Origin of the sequence: Streptomyces sp. NBC_01591, assembly GCF_035918155.1 — a bacterium.
Lineage (GTDB): Bacteria > Actinomycetota > Actinomycetes > Streptomycetales > Streptomycetaceae > Streptomyces.
The window spans coordinates 2,141,541-2,156,902 of record NZ_CP109327.1; the positions used below are offsets into that span (position 1 = coordinate 2,141,541).

General features: G+C 70.9%; 15 protein-coding genes. 4 read left to right on the forward strand and 11 right to left on the reverse strand.

Features of this window, described 5'->3' with window-relative positions:
* Positions 1-32: 32 nt before the first annotated feature.
* On the reverse strand, positions 33-1,673 hold the full coding sequence (locus OG978_RS09985; protein ID WP_326764853.1) for a solute symporter family protein: 1,641 nt from the start codon (positions 1,671-1,673) through the stop codon (positions 33-35).
* Entirely contained in the window at positions 1,670-2,035 is a 366-nt protein-coding gene (locus OG978_RS09990; protein ID WP_326764854.1) for a DUF485 domain-containing protein, read from the reverse strand. The genes OG978_RS09985 and OG978_RS09990 overlap by 4 nt, the downstream gene beginning before the upstream one ends.
* 290 nt (positions 2,036-2,325) lie before the next feature.
* Between OG978_RS09990 and OG978_RS09995 the strand changes: the two genes are divergently transcribed.
* Entirely contained in the window at positions 2,326-3,861 is a 1,536-nt protein-coding gene (locus OG978_RS09995; RefSeq protein ID WP_326764855.1) for a S8 family peptidase, read from the forward strand.
* A 140-nt stretch (positions 3,862-4,001) separates the two neighbouring features.
* Positions 4,002-5,420 (forward strand): CoA transferase, encoded by a 1,419-nt coding sequence (locus OG978_RS10000; protein ID WP_326764856.1) that lies wholly within the window; start codon positions 4,002-4,004, stop codon positions 5,418-5,420.
* Here the strand turns inward: OG978_RS10000 and OG978_RS10005 are convergent.
* The 9 genes from OG978_RS10005 to OG978_RS10045 form a co-directional block, all read right to left on the reverse strand.
* Positions 5,410-6,453 (reverse strand): zinc-dependent alcohol dehydrogenase family protein, encoded by a 1,044-nt coding sequence (locus tag OG978_RS10005; protein ID WP_326764857.1) that lies wholly within the window; start codon positions 6,451-6,453, stop codon positions 5,410-5,412. The genes OG978_RS10000 and OG978_RS10005 overlap by 11 nt on opposite strands.
* Positions 6,454-6,474: 21 nt before the next feature.
* A complete protein-coding gene (locus tag OG978_RS10010) occupies positions 6,475-7,164 on the reverse strand; it encodes a lysoplasmalogenase (protein WP_326764858.1) in 690 nt (229 codons plus the stop codon).
* A complete protein-coding gene (locus tag OG978_RS10015; protein WP_326764859.1) occupies positions 7,161-8,030 on the reverse strand; it encodes a sterol desaturase family protein in 870 nt (289 codons plus the stop codon). The genes OG978_RS10010 and OG978_RS10015 overlap by 4 nt, the downstream gene beginning before the upstream one ends.
* A 70-nt stretch (positions 8,031-8,100) precedes the next feature.
* Positions 8,101-8,466: a hypothetical protein gene (locus OG978_RS10020; RefSeq protein ID WP_326764860.1), complete on the reverse strand. Its 366-nt coding sequence runs from the start codon at positions 8,464-8,466 to the stop codon at positions 8,101-8,103.
* 81 nt (positions 8,467-8,547) lie between these two features.
* Positions 8,548-9,261 carry a VIT1/CCC1 transporter family protein gene (locus tag OG978_RS10025; protein WP_326764861.1) on the reverse strand — a complete coding sequence of 238 codons (714 nt, stop codon included), beginning with the start codon at positions 9,259-9,261 and terminating at the stop codon, positions 8,548-8,550.
* 25 nt (positions 9,262-9,286) lie between these two features.
* Positions 9,287-10,510, reverse strand: coding sequence for an amidohydrolase family protein (locus OG978_RS10030; RefSeq protein WP_326764862.1), 1,224 nt, complete (start codon positions 10,508-10,510; stop codon positions 9,287-9,289).
* 11 nt (positions 10,511-10,521) lie between these two features.
* Positions 10,522-11,799: an amidohydrolase family protein gene (locus OG978_RS10035; protein WP_326764863.1), complete on the reverse strand. Its 1,278-nt coding sequence runs from the start codon at positions 11,797-11,799 to the stop codon at positions 10,522-10,524.
* A 10-nt stretch (positions 11,800-11,809) separates the two neighbouring features.
* The gene (locus OG978_RS10040) at positions 11,810-12,694 is read right to left on the reverse strand and encodes an SDR family NAD(P)-dependent oxidoreductase (RefSeq protein ID WP_326764864.1); all 885 of its coding nucleotides are present in this window, start codon (positions 12,692-12,694) and stop codon (positions 11,810-11,812) included.
* Positions 12,691-13,491 carry an acetoacetate decarboxylase family protein gene (locus OG978_RS10045; protein ID WP_326764865.1) on the reverse strand — a complete coding sequence of 267 codons (801 nt, stop codon included), beginning with the start codon at positions 13,489-13,491 and terminating at the stop codon, positions 12,691-12,693. Before OG978_RS10045 ends, OG978_RS10040 begins: the two co-directional genes overlap by 4 nt.
* Before the next feature lie 127 nt (positions 13,492-13,618).
* Between OG978_RS10045 and OG978_RS10050 the strand changes: the two genes are divergently transcribed.
* Together OG978_RS10050 and OG978_RS10055 are read left to right on the forward strand one after the other, a co-directional pair.
* Positions 13,619-14,293 (forward strand): TetR/AcrR family transcriptional regulator, encoded by a 675-nt coding sequence (locus OG978_RS10050; RefSeq protein ID WP_326764866.1) that lies wholly within the window; start codon positions 13,619-13,621, stop codon positions 14,291-14,293.
* Between the two features lie 29 nt (positions 14,294-14,322).
* Entirely contained in the window at positions 14,323-15,321 is a 999-nt protein-coding gene (locus tag OG978_RS10055) for a DEDDh family exonuclease (protein ID WP_326764867.1), read from the forward strand.
* The last annotated feature ends 41 nt before the right edge of the window (positions 15,322-15,362 follow it).

Below are 15,362 nucleotides of genomic sequence, written 5' to 3' on the forward strand. Positions count from 1 at the left end.
GGAGCGGGAGGGCAGCTCGGGGCGCTGTTCGCTCAGTGCGCTCCGACACCGGTGAGGGACTTGACCTCCAGTTCGGCGTACTTGCCCTTGTCCGGCTCCTCCTTCGAGAGGAAAGAGCCGATCCAGCCGAGCAGGAAGCCCAGCGGAATGGAGATCAGGCCGGGGTTCTCCAGCGGGAACCAGGCGAAGTCGACGCCCTTGAACATCGACGTCTTCGGGTTGCCGGAGACGACCGGCGAGAACAGCACCAGGATCACCGAGCTCGCCAGACCGCCGTAGATCGACCAGAGCGCGCCCTGGGTGGTGAACCGCTTCCAGAAGAGGCTGTAGAGGATGGTCGGCAGGTTGGCGGAGGCGGCGACGGCGAACGCCAGCGCCACCAGTCCGGCAACGTTCATGTCACGGGCGAAGGCGCCCAGGACGATCGCGACCGCGCCGATGAGGACGGTGGCCCAGCGGGCTGCCCGCATCTCCTCCTTCTCGGTGGCCTTCCCCTTGCGGATGACGTTGGCGTAGATGTCGTGCGCGAAGGAGGACGAGGAGGCGAGGGTGAGTCCCGCGACGACGGCGAGGATGGTGGCGAAGGCGACCGCCGAGATCACCGCGAGCAGCACGGCGCCGCCGGTGGTGCCGACCCCGCCGAGGTATTCGGCGAGCTGCGGGGCGGCCGCGTTGCCGGCCGGGTTCTTCGCCTTGATCTCGTCCGGGCCGATGAGGGCGGCGGCACCGAAGCCGAGGGCGATCGTCATCAGGTAGAAGGCGCCGATGATGCCGATGGCCCAGTTGACCGACTTACGGGCGGCCTTGGCGGTCGGCACCGTGTAGAAGCGGATCAGGATGTGCGGCAGGCCGGCGGTGCCGAGGACCAGGGCGATGCCCAGGGAGAGGAAGTCCAGCTTCGAGGTGCCGGTGGCACCGTACTTGAGGCCGGGCTCCAGGAACGCCGCCCCGTGGCCGCTCTTCGAGGCGGCCGTGCCCAGCAGGTCGGAGATGTTGAAGTCGAACTTCAGCAGCACCAGGAAGGTCATCAGGAGGGCACCGGCGATCAGCAGGACGGCCTTGACCATCTGCACCCAGGTGGTGCCCTTCATCCCGCCGATGGTGACGTACACGATCATCAGTACGCCGACGAGGGCGACGATGAGGATCTTGCCCGCGTCGCTGGTGATGCCGAGCAGCAGGGAGACCAGGACGCCCGCGCCCGCCATCTGGGCCAGCAGGTAGAAGATCGAGACGACGATGGTGGAGACGCCGGAGGCGGTACGGACGGGGCGCTGGCGCATCCGGTAGGCGAGGACGTCGCCCATCGTGTAGCGGCCCGAGTTGCGCAGCGGCTCGGCGACCAGCAGCAGGGCCACGAGCCAGGCGACGAGGAAGCCGATGGAGTACAGGAAGCCGTCGTAGCCGAAGAGGGCGATGGCCCCGGCGATCCCGAGGAACGACGCGGCGGACATGTAGTCGCCGGAGACCGCGAGTCCGTTCTGGAAGGCGGTGAACTGGCGGCCGCCCGCGTAGAAGTCGGAGGCGCTCTTGGTCTGCCGTCCGGCCCAGACGGTGATGCCCAGGGTCGCGGCGACGAACACGGCGAAGAGCGTGATGATCAGCGGCCGGTGCTCGGTGGTCGAGGAAGCGGCCAACTGGAGGGCGGGGTGCGAGTGGTACGCGGCGCTCATGCGTCGGCCTCCATACGGGACTTGATGGCCTCGGCCTTCGGGTCGAGCTTCGCGGCCGCGTGCCGCGAGTAGAACCAGGCGATGAGGAAGGTGGTGACGAACTGGGCGAGGCCGAACACGAAGGCCACGTTGATGTTGCTGTAGACCTTGGTGCCCATGAAGCCGCCCGCGTAGTTGGACAGCAGCACGTAGAGCAGGTACCAGAGGACGAACGCGATGGTCAGCGGAAAGGCGAACGAGCGGTACGAGCGGCGCAGTTCGCCGAACTCCTCGCTCTCCTGCATCGCGGTGAACGCCTCGGTCGTGGGCGGGGCAGGGCGGGTGTCCGTACTGACCTCGGGCGGCGGTGCATCGGTAGCCACGGAATCTCCTCGCGACGCGGGTGCGGTGGTGTCGGTGACGGTGGATCTCACTGGGAAAGCTCGGTACCGGGGGTGTCGGTGCACCTCCCCCGACAACGGCACGGAGAGCGCGGCGAAGCGGTTCACCGCGGGTCCGCACTTCTCCCGCGCGCCGTTTCGCGCCCGTCCGGCCGAACCCGACCGCCCGAACTCATTGATCAGCGGGGATGATCAGCGATAACTTCACTGGTCATGTACGCGACTGGGCACGCCCGTGTCCGGTCGCCCGGCACGGATGATGTGGAGACCCCATGGCTCATCTGGGATCCAGACGGACGCGCGCACTCACGTTGCCCGTCGGATTGGCACTCACGGCCTCGCTCGGCTTCCTGCCGACGGGTGCCGCCTCTGCCGCACCCATGGACGCGCAGCCCACGGCGGCGGTGTCGACGGACGGCCCGAAGCTCTCGTACGTGGTCAACACGCGGGGCGGTCGCGGGACCGTCAAGCAGGTGAAGAAGGCGATAGCCGCGGCCGGCGGCACGATAGTGGTCGCCTACGAGCAGATCGGCGTCCTCGTCGTCCACTCGCAGAACCCGGACTTCGCGAAGTCGATCCGCCGGGTCAGGGGTGTCGATTCGGCGGGGGCCACCCGCACCAACCCCATCGTTCCCCAGGCCACCACGGACACCGGGGTCGAGCAGCCGCTCACCGCCGCGCAGGCGAAGGCCGCGTCGGCGGAGGCGACGGGCGACCAGGATCCGATGGAGCCCCTGCAGTGGGATCTGCCTGCCATCAAGGCGGACCAGGCGCACAAGAAGACGCTGGGCAGCAGCAAGGTCACGGTCGCGGTCATCGACACCGGGGTCGACGACACCCACCCGGACCTGGCACCGAACTTCGACCGCGGGGCGTCGGCGAGTTGTGTCTCCGGAGCGCCGGACACCACGGACGGGGCCTGGCGTCCGAAGCCCACCGAGAGCAACCACGGCACGCATGTCGCGGGCACCGTCGCCGCCGCGAAGAACGGCGTCGGGGTGACGGGTGTCGCGCCGGGCGTCAAGGTCGCCGGCATCAAGGTGGCGAACCCGGACGGGTTCTTCTACACCGAGTCGATCGTCTGCGGCTTCGTCTGGGCCGCCGAGCACGGTGTCGATGTCACCAACAACAGCTATTACACCGACCCGTGGATGTTCAACTGCAAGAACGACGCGGACCAGGGCGCCCTGGTCGAGGCCGTCGCGCGTGCCACGCGGTACGCGGAACGCAGGGGCACGGTCAACATCGCCTCGTCCGGCAACAGCGCCTTCGACCTGGCCTCCGGCGCGATCGAGGACACGACCAGTCCGAACGACACCACGGCCGTCACCCGGACGATCGACCCGCGCGAGTGCCTCGACATCCCGGCGATGCTGCCGGGCGTCGTGACGGTCTCCGCGACCGGCGCCAAGGGCCTGAAGGCCTCGTACTCGAACTACGGGAACGGTGTCATCGACGTGGCGGCCCCGGGCGGTGACTCCACGGCCTACCAGACGCCCGCCCCGCCGGCCACGAGCGGCCTGATCCTGTCCACGCTGCCGGACGGCAAGTACGGCTACAAGGCCGGTACGTCGATGGCCTCCCCGCACGTCGCGGGTGTCGCGGCCCTGATCAAGTCGACGCACCCGCACGCCTCGGCGGCCGTGGTGAAGGCGCTGCTGAGCGCCGAGGCCGACGCCACCGCGTGCGGTGCCCCGTACGACATCGACGGCGACGGCAAGATCGACGCCGTCTGCGAGGGCGGCAAGAACCGCAACGGCTTCTACGGTGCCGGTGTGGTGAACGCGCTGAACGCGGTCCGCTGGTAGTCGGAACGCGGCGCGGCGGGAGGGCCGGTCCGGAGTATTCGGCCGGCCCTCCCGCCGCCTTTCCCGGGCCTGTCCGGACCTGTTCGGGCCGCTTCCGGGGGCCCTTCCCGCTCGGTGGCACTCAGTGCCATAGTGCGGGGATGAATCACGCACGAAAGTCCGGCACCGAGCAGGCCTGGGCGGCGCTCGGCGGTGATCCCGCGCTTCTCGCGCACATCGGGACGGACGGTCCCGGCGGGCTGCTCCCCGCCCGGCTGCCCGTCATGGAGCTGGCCCGCTCCGCCGTCGCGGTCTGCTCACTGGCCGCCGCCGAACTGGCCGCGCGCCGCACCGCGCGCCCCGTGCCGCGGGTCCGGATCGACGACGGCGCGGTGGCCACGGCCTTCACCAGCGAGCGCCATCTGAGGATCGACGGACGCGCGCCGACCACCTTCGCCCCGCTGTCCCGGTTCTGGCGCACGGCCGACGGCTGGGTCCGCACGCACGCCAACTACCCGCACCACCGGGCCCGGTTGCTCGCCACGCTGGGGCTGCCCGCGGACACCCCGGACAACATCGCCGTGGACACCGCCGCCGCCTCGTTCGCCGGGCGCCGGGGTGAGGAGATCGAGCAGACGGTGTACGCGGCGGGCGGCCTGGCCGTGGCCGCCCGGACGCCCGGGGAGTGGGCGGCCGACCCGCGGGGTGCGGCGGTCGCGGGCACGCCGCTGGTGGCCAGGGAACGTATCGACAGCGCGCCGGTGCGCAGGACGGCGGCGCTCACCGGTGAACCGCTGCTGCCCGCCGCCGGGTTGCGCGTACTGGACCTCACCCGGGTCATCGCGGGGCCGGTCGCCACCCGTACGCTCGCGCTGCTCGGCGCGGATGTCCTGAGGATCGACGCGCCGCAGCTCCCGGAGAGCCCGGACGCGCACAGCGACACCGGTTTCGGGAAGCGGTCGGTGGACCTGGATCTCGGCAGCCGTTCCGGTTCGGCCGCGTTCGACGGGCTGCTGGCCGACGCGGACGTGGTCGTCATCGGCTACCGGCCCGGTGCGGTCGAGCGGTTCGGGCTGACGCCGGAATCGTTGGCCGCGCGCAGGCCGGGGCTGGTGATCGGGCGGCTCTCGGCCTGGGGGCACGGTCCGTGGGCGCGGCAGCGCGGCTTCGACAGTCTGGTCCAGGTGGCCACCGGCATCGCCTCCGTCGAGGCCGCCGGGCCCGGGAGCCCGCCGGGTGCGCTGCCCGCCCAGGCTCTCGACCACGGAACCGGCTGTCTGCTGGCCGCCGCCGTGCTGCGGGCGCTGACCGAGCAGCACGACGAGGGCGGCTCCCGGCTGGCGACGCTCTCGCTGGCCCGTACCGCCGCCTGGCTGCTCGACGAGCTGCCCGCACCGGCCCCTGGGGAAACCGGGACCGGGTGTTCGTACGACCCGGAGAAGTGGCTCACGGAGACGGACAGCCGGCTGGGCCGGCTGCGGCACGCGGTGCCACCGGTCTCCTTCGACGGCTCCCCCGCCGACTGGTCGCGCCCGCCCGGCCCGCTGGGGGCGGACGCGGCCGCCTGGATCACGGCTTGATGAGCACCTTCAGGGCCGTGCGCTCGTCCATCGCCTTGTAGCCGGCGGGGACGTCGTCGAGGCCGACGGTCAGGTCGAAGACGGGCGACGGGTCGATCGTGCCGGCCAGGATGTCGGGGAGCAGCTCGGGAATGTAGGTGCGCACGGGGGCGACGCCGCCGCGCAGGGCGATGTTCCGGTCGAACATGACGCCGAGGTCCAGGCCGGTGCTGCTGCCGTGCGGCACGCCGACGTAGCCGATGGAGCCGCCGTCGCGGGTGACCCCGACGGCGGTGCGCATCGACTGCTCGGTGCCGACGGCCTCGATCACGGCGTGCGCGCCCTCGCCGCCGAGCAGTTCCCGTACGGCTTCGACGGCCGCCTCGCCGCGCTCGGCGACGACGTCCGTGGCGCCGAAGGTGCGGGCGATGTCCGTGCGCGCCCGGTGGCGGCCGAGCGCGATGATCCGCTCGGCGCCGAGCCGCTTGGCGGCCATGACGCCGCACAGTCCGACCGCTCCGTCACCGACGACCGCGACCGTGGAACCGGGCTTCACGCCCGCGCCGACCGCTGCGTGGTGTCCGGTGCCCAGTACGTCGGACAGGGCGAGGAGCGCGGTGAGCAGGTGGTCGTCGGCGGCCGCGGCGGCGGGGAGCTTGATCAGCGTGCCGTCGGCGAACGGGACGCGCACGGCCTCGCCCTGCCCGCCGTCGGAGCCGACCGAGCCCCAGAATCCGCCCTGCGGGCAGGAGGTCGTCAGCCCCTCGGCGCAGTAGGCGCAGGTGCCGTCGGACCAGACGAACGGGGCGACGACGAGGTCACCGACGGCGAAGCCGGCCACCTCGGAACCCGCCTCCTCGACGATCCCGAGGAACTCGTGCCCGATGCGCTGTCCCGGCTGCCGGGCGGACTCGCCGCGGTACGCCCACAGGTCGCTGCCGCAGATGCAGGCCCGCAGGACCCGCAGCACCACATCGGTGGGCTGCTGGACGGAGGGGTCGGGCACCTCCTGCACGCGTATGTCGTGGGGGGCGTGGATGACGGTGGCGCGCATGCGTGGTGTTCCTTGCCGATCTCAGCTGCTGTTACTCCGTTCACGGTACGCCCCGGCAGTGACACCGCCCCATTTCGGCCCCGGTGCGAGCACTCCGACGGTCAGCAGGAACTGCGCCGCGATATAGGTGAGCATGACCCAGAAGTCGGGGACGGGCAGCTGCGGCCAGTCGGCGATGCCGGTGGCGATCAGCGCGTCGGAGAGCAGGAAGAGCGCCCCGCCGGCGGCCGCGTACCGGCCGAGGGTGCCGGCGCGGTACGCCATCGCCGTGAGCAGCAGGCTGTAGCCGGAAATCGGGATCCGCATCTCTGCGGGCAGACCGGGCCAGAGCAGTGCGACGAAGGTGGCCAGGACGGCGGCGTACACGAGCCCGGCGGGCAGCGAGCCGCGGGCCCGTCCGAAGAGCCACAGGTAGCAGACGTGGCCTGCGGCGAAGGAGCCCATCCCGATGAGGAAGGCGGCATCGGCGTCGAACAGCAGGAGCGTGTCGCCGCCCCAGCCGAACAGGAGCGCCGCGATGAGCAGCCGGGGGCCGCGCCGGGCGGCGGCGTACCCGGCCAGCAGCGGCATCAGCAGGGGCTTGGCGACGAGATGGGCGACCGGGACGTCGGCGAGCAGGCCGACGAGGTCGACGGCCGAGGCCACGAGGAAGGCGATGAACAGCGGGCGTACGAGACGCTCGCGCCGGTCCGGGACGGCGTCCGCGCTCATCCGGTGCGCTCCTGGGCGGGGGCGGCCGTACGGCCGGCCGGCTGCCAGCCCGGGCCGCGGAAGATCCGCCCGGCCCGATCGCTCCAGCTGCCCGCCGACCGCACGTCGCGGGCGATGGCGGCGTACTCGTGGGTGGCGACACGGAGCGGATTGAAGGTGTCGATGTTCTTGGTGAGCCCGAACACGGGCCGCTCGGTCTCGGCGGTGAAGGACCCGAAGAGCCGGTCCCACAGGATCAGGATGCCGCCGAAGTTCCGGTCCAGGTAGCCGCCCTGCGACGCGTGGTGCACCCGGTGGTGCGAGGGCGTGTTCAGTACGTACTCGAAGGGCCTGGGCAGCTTGTCGATGCGCTCCGTGTGCACCCAGAACTGGTAGACGAGGTTCGCCGAGGAGCAGAAGGCGAGCGCGGCCGGATGGACACCGCACGCGATCATCGGCAGGTAGAACGGCCAGACGGTCAGCGAGGTCCAGGGCTGGCGCAGCGCGGTGGAGAGGTTGAACTTCCGGCTGGAGTGGTGGACCACGTGGCAGGCCCAGAGGATCCGGATGACGTGGTGACCGCGGTGGGACCAGTAATAGAAGAAGTCCTGCGCGAGCAGCATCAGCAGGACAGTCCACCACAGCACGGGAACGCGGAGCGGGGTCAGATCGTAGACCGCGGTGTAGATCGCGACGATGGGCACTTTCCACAGCAGGTCGAAGACCAGACTGCCCAGCCCCATGGTGATGCTGGTGACGGCGTCCTTCGCCTCGTATCCGGCGGCGTCCTCGTCGGGGTGGAAGTGGTGGAGGGCCATTTCCAGAACGGTGAGCAGGACGAAGGCCGGTATGGACCAGAGCACTACATCGGGCAGGTTCGTCGGCATGCAAGCACCGTAGAGCCGCAGGTCGGCCGGGGACTAGACGTTGTTACCAACAAGTATGCGAGACACGATGTCAGCAGTCTTTGGTGACTTCTGCCAAAGCGGGCGGGATTCGGCGGGCCCATGGACCGGGCCGCTCAGCAGTGCCCAGGAAGATCGGGCGCAGGCCGGTGATCAGCGGGTTGCCGGGCCTGTCGTCTTCCCATCGGTCGAGGACCGTGACCAGTTCGGCGAAGAGCCGTCGCACCTGCTCGGTCGCACCGTCGTACCCGTTGGTCGTGTCGACGATGCCGCGTGCCTGGCCTTCGAACGTCGCGAGTGCGGTGGCGTACGGCTCGGCGGTCGGGACGACGATCCGCAGGACCAGGTCGAGCAACGCGGTCACCTCGGTGAAGTCGTACCGGCCGGAACGTTCGTCGGAGAACAGCTCCAGCTTCACGGTCTCGTCGTCGAACCAGTACCGGATGTGGTGACGGCGCCGCGGTACGGGCCCCCGCCCGGCCGTGATCCGCGGCCGGGCTCAGACCCCCGCCGCGCCCAGCAGTTGCCCCGCCCCGTAGGTGACCGCCATCGCCAGCGCTCCCCCGCCCATGTTCCGCAGCACCGCGGGCCCCGCCACCGCGTCGCCCAGCCGTGCGCTCCACCAGCCCGTGAGTGCCAGCGCCGCCAGTACCGACAGCACGGTCACCAGGAGCCGCAGCGACGACGGCGGCAGCACGATCGCCAGCAGCGGCAGCAGCGCGCCCACCGTGAACGCCAGGAAACTCGCGCCCGCCGCATGCCACGGGTTCGTCAGCTCGTCCGGGTCGATGCCCAGCTCGACCACCGCGTGGGCACGCAGCGCATCGCGTTCGGTGAGCTGGACGGCCGCCTCGCGGGCGACCTCTCGGCTCAGCCCCTTGCCCTCCAACAGGCCGGTCAGTTCGATGAGTTCCGCCTCCGGGGTCTCCGCCAGCTCCCGTTTCTCCGTCGCCAGCGCGGCCTTCTCCGAATCGCGCTGGGTGGAGACCGACACGTACTCGCCGGCCGCCATCGACATGGATCCGGCCAGCAGTCCCGCCAGGCCGGCGGTGAGCAGGGTGCCGCGGTCGGCGGTGGCACCGGCCACGCCGACGACCAGGCCCGCGGTGGAGACCACCCCGTCATTGGCGCCGAGGACCGCGGCGCGCAGCCAGTTCAGCCGTGCGCCGAGCCCGTTGCCGTGCGGTTCGCTGTGCGCCTGGGTATCCGTCACCCGGGGATGTTCTCACTCCTCGACGTCACCAGACGCGTACCGACCCGCCCGGTGCGAAGGCGGGGCTCGTCGCGTCCGCCGGGATCTCCTTCAGGGGCTCGGCGATCTCCTCGACCGTCGGGCCGACGGTGGCGGCGGCACGGTCGAGGGTGGGCAGGTCGAATCCGTAGACACGGGCGGCGTTCCCTCCGACCATGGCCGCGATCTCCTCGGGCGGCAGGCCCGCGTACGCGATCCGCAGGCCCTCCCGTGAGTACGGGGCGGTGCCCTCGTCGTGCGGGTAGTCGCTGCCCCACATGATCTTGTCGAGGCCGATCCGGTCGCGCAGCGGCACCTCGTGGGGGCGCATGAAGCTGGCGCCCACGTAGCAGTTCTCGCGCCAGACCTCACTCGGGCTCGCGCCCATCGAAGCGGCGAGCCCCGCACCGAATTTGGACTCTGCGGTGGATGCCCGGGTCGCCGCCGCGACCAGCCGGCCGTGGTAGTAGTCCAGCATCTCCACGACGCCGGGGATCCAGCCGGAGCCCTGTTCGGTGAGGACCAGTTTCAGTCCGGGATGGCGGCGGAACGCTCCGCCGAAGATCAGGTGCCACAGCGCGCGGTGCGAGAACCAGGTGGTCTCCACCATAAAGACGGCACGCGCCGCCGGTTCGTCGCCGAGCGGCGGGGAGGCGGAGCCGCCGTGGTGGTTGACCGGTACGTCGAGTTCCGCGCAGACCGCCCACAGCGGGTCGTACACCGGGGAGTACAGCTCCGGGATGCCGGAGCCCGGCGGGGCGCCGGGCAGCAGGATGCCGCCGGTGAGGCCCGCCTCCTTGGTGCGGCGGATCTCGCGGACCGCCTCGTCGATGTCGTTGAGCAAGATCTGTGCGACGCCCGCCCGCCGGCCCGGCGCCTGCGCGCAGAAATCTACGAGCCAGCGATTGTGCGCGCGCAGGCCGGCCCAGCGCTGCTCGTGCTCCACCTTCGACGGTGCAGGGGCTATCAGCGACGCGGCGGGGAAGAAGGGCGGGATGGTATTCGGAAACACCACTTCCGCCACAACACCATCCGACTCCAACTCGGCGAGGCGGCGCTCCGAGTTCCAGTTGCGGTCGGCGGTGTCGGCGACCAGGTCCTCGTACGGATTGACATAGCCAGCCGCCCAGGCGTCGAAGTCGTCGTGGTACTTCTTCTCCAGGTACGGCTTGTAGTCGAGGAGGTCGGCGCCGGCGTGGCAGTCGGCCGAGATGACCGTGTAGCGGTCCATGTGCCGGTCCATCACCGAACCCCCAGGACCGGGAAGTCGTGGTCGGTCAGCCAGTGCCGGCCCACTTCGCGCGACCTGGCCCAGGACGCCTCGACCGCCGCCTGGTCGGCACTCTGGCCGAGGTCCTCGGGTGTGGGGCCGATGCGCTCGGCGACCGGGGCGAGCTTGTCCGTGTCGAAGCCGAAGACCTCGGCTGCGGCGAGGCCCAGCATGCGGCGGGTCTCGGCGACGGGGATGTCATGGAAGGTGCCGCGCAGCCACTGGGCGGTGTTCGGCCAGGTGCCTTCGGGGTGCGGGAAGTCGCTGCCCCACAGGATGTTGTCGACGCCGATCTCGTACCGCTGGGCGAGTTCGCGGCGCTTGGTGTTCGTGGCGCAGATGAAGACCTGGCGGTCGAGGTACTCGTGCGGGGGCCGTTTCAGTTCGGCGAACGGGGAGAGTTTCTTGCCGCCGTGGGCGCCGAGGTAGAGCCGGTCCATGAACCAGAGGAGGTTCGGCAGCCACCAGCAGCCGGACTCGGCGACGCCGAACCTCAGCCCGGGATGGCGTTCGAAGGCGCCCGACCAGAGCAGGAACCAGAGCGGGCGGGACGGCCACCAGGTGACCTCGGAGACGTAGATCCCGAGATGGTCGCCGTACTCGTGGCGCGGCGCCGCCCCGGAGTGGGTGACGACCGGCATGCCCGTCTCGGCGGCGGCCGCCCAGACGGGGTCGTAACGGCGGTCGTGGTACGGGGCCTTGTCCACCCACATGGAGGGGATCATGAGCGCACCGAGTCCGGACTCCTTGGCCCGGTGGATCTCCGCGACGACCCGGTCGACCTCGCCGGTGACGGGCAACAGGGCGACCCCACAGTGGCGTTCGGGGTTCTGCGAGACGAATTCGGCGAGCCAGCGGTTGTGGGCCTGCGCGCCCGCCATGCCCAGTTCGGGGTCCTGGTCGCCGGAGAGGCCGAGTCCGACGCCGAACGGGGCGGCGGTACGGCTGTCGACGGCGTCCGCGTCGGGGAAGACGACCTCGGCCGCCACCCCGTCGCCGTCCAGTTCCTTCAGGCGCCGGGCGGCGTCCCAACCACCCTTCAGGCCTTCCTCGTTGTCGTGGAACCACTTGTCGGCGAAGGCCTCGTTACGTACACCGAGGCGGGTCATCTCCTCGCGGCGGCGGTCGCGCCCGGCAAGAAAGTCATCGAAGTCCCGGTGGAAGCGGGGGTCGAGATAGGGCCGGTACTCCTCCGTGGGCAGCCCGGCATGGCAGTCGGAGGAGATGATCAGGTACGGGTCGTCGGTCATCGCTCGCTCCTCAGTCGAGTACGAAACTCTCCAGATACGACGGGTTGGCCCGCTCCAGCATCGACTGCGACCTGGCGCGGATCTGCCGGTCGCTGTGCTCGCTGTCCGGCAGCATCCAGAAACGGTCGGCGCGTATCCCGTCCACGACGGTCCCCGCGACGTCCTCCACCGGGGTGAATTCCACCTCGTGGCCCGCCGCCCGCATGGCGGACTCCCACTGCTCGAGGCTGCGGTACGGGGTCCTGCGCGGGCGCTCCTTGGCGTACCTATCCGGCCGGTTGCGGTGCGACTCCCACAGTCCGGTCCGGAGCATGTGCGGGCCGGGGAAGAGCACCGAGGCACCGACCGGCACGCCCTCCGCCTTCAGATGTGCGTACAGCGACTCGGTCATCGTGACGACCGCGGACTTGGTGACCGCGTACACGGAGGCGGTCGGCAGCGGGGCGATCCCGCCGTCGCCGGACGAGGTGTTGACGACATGGCCGGGGCCGCCGCCCGCGATCATGCGCGGCACGAACGCCTGGATGCCGTGGAAGACGCCCCAGACGTTGACCGCGAACGCCCACTTCCAGTCGTTCGGCTCGTGCTCCCACATCCGGCCCTCGGCCCCGGAACCGACACCGGCGTTGTTGCACAGCACGTGCACGGCGCCGAAGGTGTCGTACGCGGCTTCGGCCAGCGCCTGCACGGAGTCGCGTTCACTGACGTCGACGGCGCGGGCCAGCACCCGCGCACCGTCCTGGCGCAATTCGCCCGCCGCCTTGTCGAGCGCGCCCTCCTCCACATCGGCGAGGACGACGCTGAGCCCCTCGGCGGCGAACCTGCGCGCCATCGCGAGGCCGATGCCGCTCGCGGCGCCGGTGACGACGGCGACCTGGCCCTCCTCCAGTCTCATCGGACGCTCCCTTCCGGCGGGCCGTCGTGGATCTGCTGCGGGTCGTCGTAACGCTGGTGGATGTACGGCAGCAGGGCCTTCGCGCTCACCCGCTCCACGGCCCTGCCCCGCTGGTCGCTGGTCTTCTCGCCGATGGTGAGGTCGACCAGCCGTCGTACGGGGAGGTCGGCGACCGGGTCGTACACCGACTCGCGCAGCACCACGTCGCCCGAAATGCGTTCCAGCCTGCGGACCTTCTCGTGGCGGGTGCAGTGGATCAGCACGGGGTCGGAGTCGAAGCCCTCGCCGTCCACCGCGGGCAGGAATTTGAAGTAGAAGTCGAGCTTGGCCATCGGTCGGGGCAGCGGCAGCGATCCGCTGACCGCGCCGCGCACCTCGACGAACGCGATGCCGTGCCGGACGAGCGCGGCCCGGACGAGGAGGCCGTCGCGTTCGACGGTCACCTCGCCGAGCTTCTTCGGTTCACCGAACACCTCACGGCCGCCGATCAGCGCCCGTTCATGAGTCATCGGCATGACGAGCGGATACCAGCCCTCGTGGCCGTCGTGGACGGCGGCGACGGCGACGGAGCCCGCGCCGAGCGGGTAGCCGGGGAGTTCGACCGTACTGATGCCGGCCCGGACGAGCGGGCGTTGTGCGGGTTCGAGGGGCGGCGGGAGGACGGCCGCCACCGCGTCGGGGTCGCTCTCCCAGAGGGCCACCACGCCGGTGGACCAGATGTCGGGGAGTGTGGAGCGGGCCTCGCGGGCCGCCGCGATCTCGGCCTCGGTGCGTGCTCCGTACCGTACACGTGCCATGCCTTACCACCCTTCTCGGTCGTCCGTTAATCGGTTCTCCGCGCCGGGTTCTATAACACTGTTACACCGACGCGGATGAAGGGTAAATAGGCATGCATGAAACGGAGTTCGAGCATCGGGGAGCGCTGTGGCACGATCGTCGCTGACTCGCGAAGAGGTCCTGGACGCGGCCGCCGCTTTGGTGAAGCGGCACGGTCCGCAGGCCCTCACCATGCGCGCTCTCGCCGCGGAACTGGGCACCGCGGTGACATCGATCTACTGGCACGTCGGCAATCGTGAATCGCTGCTGGACGCCCTCGTCGAGCGCACCGTGCAGGAGATGGGCACCCTCCGCCCGGCCGGCCGGACCCCGGCGGCCCGCATCGTCTCCGTCGCCCGCGGCCTGCGCCGCCAACTGCGGGCCAGGCCGCATCTGATCGCGATGGTCCACGAGCGAGGGCTCACCGAGCGGATGTTCCTCCCCGCGCAACAGGCCCTCGTCCACGAGGTGCACGCCGCGGGGCTGCGCGGGGCGCGGGCGGCGGCAGCGGTGCGGGCGGTGCAGTTCCAGACCGTCGGCTTTCTGCTCGTCGAACGCAACCGGGAGCGGTCCCCCGTCCAGTCACCCGGCGAGGGCGATCTGTGGACCGCGTCCACCGCGGACGACGACCCGGCGCTGGCCCGCGCACTGGCTCGGCCCGCCGACCCGGACCGGCTGTTCGCGGATTCCGTACGGGCCCTGGTGGAAGGACTGCTGACAGGCACCCCACAACAGGCGGCGCGCCGCGGAGCCGGCAGGCAGGGGCGGGAGGCCGCCGAATAGGAGACTGTCAGTCGCGGCCCGTATTCTCTGTGACCATGCTCGACGACCGCCAGACCGCAGCACCGTGGCCGACCGCCTACCCGCAGGGGTACGCGGTCGTCGACGTGGAGACCACCGGACTCGCACGGGACGACCGGATAGTGTCCGCTGCCGTCTACCGCCTGGACGCGCAGGGCAATGTCGAGGACCACTGGTACACCCTCGTCAACCCCGAGCGCGATCCCGGCCCGGTCTGGATCCACGGCCTGACCAGTGACGTGCTGGAAGGCGCCCCGCTCTTCCCGGAGGTCGCCGCCCAGCTCTCCGAGCGGCTCGCGGACCGTGTCCTCGTCGCGCACAACGCGGCTTTCGACTGGTCGATGCTGGCCCGGGAGTACGCACGGGCCTCGGTCGTCGCCCCCGTGGAACAGCGGCTGTGCACCATCGCGCTCTCCAAGGAGCTGCGGCTGCCGCTGCCCAACCACAAGCTGGCGTCGCTGGCGGCGCACTTCGGCGTCGTGCAGCAGCGCGCCCACCACGCCCTGGACGACGCCCGGGTGCTGGCCGAGGCGTTCCGGCCGAGTCTGCATGCGGCGGCGCGGGGCGGGGTGCGGCTGCCGTTGCTGGAGTGCCGGCCGCTGACCGAGTGGTCGGACTCCCCGGTCACGCCGCGGATCGGCTACCAGCCTTCGTACGGTCAGAACAGCTGGCGCGCCTCGCGCAAGCGCCCGGCGTGCCCGTATCCGAACCCCGGACGGTACGAGAAGGACAAGCCCCTCATGCAGGGCATGCGGGTGGCGTTCTCCGGGGACACCTCCGTCGACCGCGAACTGCTGGAGGACCGGGCCGTGGAGGCGGGTCTGCACGTGGCGACCAGCGTCTCCCGGCTGACCAGTCTGCTGGTCACCAATGACCCGGACGCGGCGACGTCGAAGACGGTCAAGGCCAAGTCGTTCGGCACACCGATCCTGGACGAGAGCGCCTTCACCCACCTGCTGCGCGATGTGGCACCCGCGTCCGCCCAGGTGCCCGCGCCGTCATCGGAGTGAACCGGCGGCGACTCGCCCGTCCGCCGCTCGCCCGCCGCCGC